This is a genomic window from Rhizobium sp. CBN3 (assembly GCF_030518245.1).
Taxonomy (GTDB): domain Bacteria; phylum Pseudomonadota; class Alphaproteobacteria; order Rhizobiales; family Rhizobiaceae; genus Rhizobium; species Rhizobium aethiopicum_A.
The window spans coordinates 1-5293 of sequence record NZ_JAULSE010000059.1; the positions used below are offsets into that span (position 1 = coordinate 1).

The window sequence follows — 5293 nt, forward strand, 5'->3', positions numbered from 1 at the left end:
TGAGCGTCCGAAAACTGCGACGCTTTCATCGTCTTCTGGTCCCTTTCCCAGCCAGGAAAATGCACCGGAAAACTCTAACCAAAACTGGTCCAGTTTGAAGGGTTCAGATCAAAGTGCACAAGATGGTGGCGAATGGGAACGTAGGGTCGTCGCCTCGATCGCCAAGAAATTGAAAAGGGGCCAGCGAGGAGCGCCTTTTGGCTCGCATCGCCGGGTCCGCGATCAAGGCCCTCGACGGAGCGGTGCCGAAATTGCCGAACAGGCGATACTTTCGGCTCTGGTCCGCAAATACAAGACTGGCGGTTCCTAAGCAGCGAGCCCAGGCGGTGCCACGTTCCTCCTACGGCATTTCATTATCCACGCATGTTGCCGAGGCTGCTGAGCCTGCTCGAATTCCGGAATAATGCAGCACATCGGGTCCGCCATCGCGGCGCTGGAATGGCTCAAGCGTCTGATCGACGAGGACGACAGACGGATCGACCCGTATCGATCCGAGACCTGGCTGTAGGCCTGAAGGCCTAGCATCCTGCCGTATTTCACGTTTACCAGGGCGTCGCCTTGCGCTGTGGCGGCAAATAATAGGCCGTCGCTCGAAGCCGGAGTGCCCATGGATCGGTAACCCCGCCTGCGCCTCGACCACCCTGGCTAGCGCCCGGTCGTAGGCTTCGCTCTCGACATGCCACTGTCGAACACGGATTAACACCCACAAGGTGTGGGTGTCTGTGGCATCGGCCATCATGCGCAGGCCAAAGCTAGTCTCTTCTGCGAGGATGACGTTCATCGCAGGGCGCTCCTGTACGCAGATGACTGAATGCTTCGCAGAAGCCAGTCGCAGCATCCACGTCTGGACGTCGCCTTCGCAATCGAGCCGCCCGGAATCGTAACAGCCCGAGCTGGCGCGGCCAAGCTCGCGTAACCGGATGTCGAGGTGAGCTTGAGATTTGCCAGCTATCCTCCTGTCGCAACGGCCCCGCGAGACGATCGCTGTCGGCCACAGCCTGGGCCGGAACAAGTGCAGGTCTGAGATCGCCATAGCGTCGGGACCCGCCCAAGCATTGTCCAATAGGTCTCGTGTTTCTTTTCGCATCCGGTGGATCTTTTACTTGACACATCCGGCCATAGCATCTGCCAATAGGGACAAGGCCCGCGGCACCAAGCGGCGCATCCGCGCCCACTATCGTGCGGAGGGCCACTAACAATTCACCAGGTTTCAGAGTGAATCAGCAGCAACAAAAATCGACGGCAAACTCGATGGGGGCTACGCGGATGGGGGCGCGCTTACTGAGCGCCGAGTCTCAACTGTACCGTCGCCACCGAACTTTGGAGCTGTCGATCCTGTTCAGGACGTTCATTCAGAACCCTACTCGGTTTGTCGTGCTTGCGACAGCGTGATGTGCGGTTTGGCACGTCTCGGCGCTCTAGGGCAGCCATTGAATAACATACAGAACAGTTTTCTGATGCTTTTCGCTCCTTCTGCATTGGCACGAATCTTGAACCTTTTTGTTGCGCGCCGCTAGGAGCTCCCAACGGGGGCCTTGGCATCTTCTCAATCCAGCTCTGAACGGAGACACCAATGATGAACAACATGGCAGCCTATCGTGTAACCGAATTAACCCCTCAAGAAGCAGCTGAAACCTCCGGAGGTTGGTATTTTTGGGTTTACTTGTTTTTGCGACGTTACGGACACTTGTTTGGTTGATAAGCGAGCTGGCTCTCGATGGCTCCTAGTGACTACAGACTAGCAGTTCCCCTTTCTGCTGAAACGGCCAGCTGCACCGCAGAAAGCATACTGGCGCGACGATCAGGACGATCCTTGAGCATTTATAGGGCGATCTTGCTCTTCGTCGCCGCGGCATTTGGCTCACTGCCACTCGTTACCATACCGGTCTCCATGCAGAGTGTCGGTACTATTCGCCCGATCGTGGAGAAGACGCCCCTGATAGCGCCCGTCTCCGGACGCATCTCCCGTGTCCTTGCCTTTGAGAACGATGTCGTTGCTAAGGGGAAGGAAATAATCGCCTTTGACGATCATGTAATCGAGGAAAAGCTCAGCGGGGTTTTAGCCGACATTCATGCCAAGAGCGATCTTGCCCATGACTTCCAAACGCTGATTTCTTCCGGCGCAAGGCTCAGCGTCTCGCCCCCCCTCCAAACCGAATCCGCGACGGCTGAAAGGGTGCATTTTCTCAACTTGCTGCGCGAGAACCAAAATGCGCGCAGTAACGCCGCGGCGGAACTCGACCGCGCAAAGCGACTTGTCTCGGCTGCTGCGGCGCCGGCGAAGACCGTTGACGAGAAGGCTTTCGCTCTCCAAAATATCGAGGTCCAAGGCGAGATCCTCGTGCGACGCAAAACCGCTGATTGGAACCAGAAGCTCCTTGATGCTAACCTGCGCTTAAAGGAACTCACGGCCACCTTGCATCAGCTCGAGCACGAACGGGACCTGCACCGCATCCGCGCCCCAGTATCGGGTGCTCTCGAGCAGTTCTCCGGCCTCGCGCACGGAAGCTACGTGCAGAGCGGGCAAACCGTTGGTTGGATCTCGCCGAACGACGATCTGGTGGCGGAAATCTACGTCTCCCCCAACGACATTGGCTTTGTGCAGCCTGGTCAGCCGGTGCGGCTCCAAGTGGATGCCTTTAACTACAACCAATGGGGTGTCATCAAAGCAAGGGTGGTCGAGGTGGCGCAGGACTTCACTCTGCATGACGGGAACCCGGTCTTCAAGGTCCAGTGCGCGCTCTCTCGCAGCGAACTCGCGCTGAAAAGCGGGGCCATCGGCCACCTGAAGAAAGGCATGACCGTGCGGGCTCGCTTTCTGTTGGCCAATCGCACTCTCCTGCAACTGCTCTACGACGAGGCAGACGATTGGCTCAACCCGATGCTGGCGGGGCGCTAATATTGTCCCAACAGCCAGCGAGCCTCCATGTCGAGTAAGGCCATTAAGTTCAAACAGCGTGACATCACGGATTGCGGCGCCGCCAGCCTCGCATCTGTCGCAGCCTTCTATGGCTACAAGTTGCCATTGGCGCGCATCCGCCAGTATGCGTCGACCGACCGCTCCGGTACGAGTGTGCTGGGGCTCACGGAAGCGGCGCAGAAGCTGGGCTTCATCGCGAAAGGCGTCAAAGGTGGCTTCGACAGCCTGTACAAGATCCCCAAGCCCGCTATCGCGCACGTCGTCAAGGAGGACCTGCACCATTTCGTAGTGGTCCATGCGATCGACGCCAAGTGGGTCATCGTCATGGACCCGGCCTTGGGCGAAATCTGCAAAGTGCCGCATCAGGAATTCATGGAGCAATGGACCGGCGTTCTGGTTTTGCTGGTTCCGGCAGACACATTCAATCGTCGAGACGAGACCACGTCGCCCCTCGCCCGATTCGCCCGCCTACTCGCGCCACACCGCACGGTGATGGCGCAGGCTCTCGTCGGCGCTCTTGTGACGACCGTCCTCAGTCTCTCGACGGCGATCTACGTTCAGAAGATCGTTGATCACGTGATCCCAGCGGGAAACCGCAACCTGCTCAACTTGATGAGCATCGCAATGCTGCTGATCCTAGCGATACAGATCCTGATCAACCTCCTAAGAGGCCGACTCGTCCTGCAGACGGGGCAGAAGATCGACGTATGCTTGATCCTCGGCTATTACAATCACATCCTGGCCCTGCCCCAGAAGTTCTTCGATAGCATGCGCATGGGAGAAATCGTGTCGCGCATGAACGACGCTGTGAAAATCAGGAGCTTCCTGAACGACGTTTCGATAAACATGTTTGTTGACATTTTAATGATACTGTTCTCGTTCGGAATGATGTTCATCTATTCCTGGAATATTGCTTTGATCGTGGCGCTCGCCATTCCAATGTACATCCTGGTATATTGGGCCATCAATCGGATGAATCGAAATCTCCAACGAGTCATCATGGAAAATGACGCCAAACTCGAGGCGCAACTGGTAGAATCACTCGGAGCTGTCTCCACCATTAAGACTTCCGGCGTCGAGAGCTTCGCAAACTTCAAAATGGAGACCCGCTTCGTAAAGATGCTGCATTCCGTCTACAGCTCCGGGCTGATCTCAATCTGCGGCGACAACGCCTCGACGTTGCTGTCGGTCCTGTTCACCATCGTGCTGATGTGGTTTGGAACCACGCTTGCGCTCGAACAGGCCGTCACGCCCGGCGAATTGCTGTCCTGCTATACGTTGCTTGGCTATATCACCCGGCCGGTCGCCCGCCTGATCCAGACCAACCGGATCGTTCAAGACGCGTTTATCGCGGCGGATAGACTTTTCGAGATCTTTGAACTGGAGTCGGCAAGCAGCAGCGGCATCGATGCTACGAAGACCGATCTCGGAGATATTCGCCTGGAGAACGTCACATTCCGCTATGGCGCGCAGGCGGAGGTTTTCAGCGATCTAAGCGTCTCCTTTCGCCAAGGAGAGTTGACGGCCGTCGTGGGTGAGAGCGGCTCGGGCAAAAGCACCCTTGCGGCTCTGCTGCAGAATGTCTACCAGCTTGAGGATGGATGCATTCGGATCGGCCAATATGCCCTCCAGGATTTCTCGAGCGCATCACTGCACAAGGTCATGGCTGCAGTACCGCAATCGATAGACGTCTTCTCCGGTTCCGTGATCGAGAACATCGCCCTGGGCGAGTTCGAACCGGAGTTCGATAAGATCGTACGCATCTGTGATCGAATAGGACTGCGGGAGTGCATCGAGCGCTGGCCCGGGCGGTTCCAGGCCCATCTGGGCGAGAACGGGGTTCGCCTCTCCGGAGGTGAGAAGCAGCGCCTCGCATTGGCTCGGGCCCTGTACCGGGATCCCGACGTTCTAATCCTTGACGAAGCGACCTCCTCTCTGGACTCGGCAGCCGAAGAATTTGTGCTGCGGGTTGTTGAGGATCTGTCTCGCGCTGGGAAGACCATCATAGTCATCACTCATCGGTTGAGCACCGTTCGTGGGGCGGACAATATTGTGGTCCTGGACAAGGGGCGGGTCATTGAGGAGGGAAAGCACGCTGACCTAGTGAGAACTGATGGCCCTTACGCTCGATTATGGCGGGCGCCAAGGTCGTGATCCGTGTAGGCCCTGTCGGCTCGAGGATTGAAAACGGTTGTGAACGTCACGGTTAAGCAGCATGGCAACATTGTCGGCTGTGAACTTGAAGCGGCGGTGATCGGAACGTGGGCGATGGACTTCGTTCACGACCAACTCGCAACGGGTAAGAAACTGCGCGTGCTGACGGTGGTCGACACCTTCTCGCGCTACGTGCCGGTGCTTGATCCACGTCATAGC

General features: G+C 57.2%; 4 protein-coding genes and 2 pseudogenes. 5 read left to right on the forward strand and 1 reads right to left on the reverse strand.

Going from position 1 to position 5293, the window contains the following annotated elements:
• Positions 1–310: hypothetical protein (locus tag QWJ46_RS30720; RefSeq protein ID WP_302756291.1), on the forward strand; the 310-nt coding region annotated here is incomplete at its 5' end.
• Positions 311–483: 173 nt separating this feature from the next.
• Here QWJ46_RS30720 and QWJ46_RS31385 read toward each other — a convergent pair.
• Positions 484–1043, reverse strand: a pseudogene (locus QWJ46_RS31385) (Tn3 family transposase); the annotation flags it as partial.
• Between the two features lie 530 nt (positions 1044–1573).
• Between QWJ46_RS31385 and QWJ46_RS30730 the strand changes: the two are divergent.
• The 4 genes and pseudogenes from QWJ46_RS30730 to QWJ46_RS30745 form a co-directional block, all read left to right on the forward strand.
• Complete coding sequence (locus QWJ46_RS30730; protein ID WP_004676277.1) at positions 1574–1699, forward strand: hypothetical protein; 126 nt, start codon at positions 1574–1576, stop codon at positions 1697–1699.
• A gap of 114 nt (positions 1700–1813) precedes the next feature.
• Positions 1814–2899 carry an HlyD family secretion protein gene (locus QWJ46_RS30735; RefSeq protein ID WP_008533948.1) on the forward strand — a complete coding sequence of 362 codons (1086 nt, stop codon included), beginning with the start codon at positions 1814–1816 and terminating at the stop codon, positions 2897–2899.
• Positions 2900–2926: 27 nt separating this feature from the next.
• The gene (locus QWJ46_RS30740) at positions 2927–5074 is read left to right on the forward strand and encodes a peptidase domain-containing ABC transporter (RefSeq protein ID WP_004676279.1); all 2148 of its coding nucleotides are present in this window, start codon (positions 2927–2929) and stop codon (positions 5072–5074) included.
• 108 nt (positions 5075–5182) lie between these two features.
• Positions 5183–5293, forward strand: a pseudogene (locus QWJ46_RS30745) (IS3 family transposase); the annotation flags it as partial.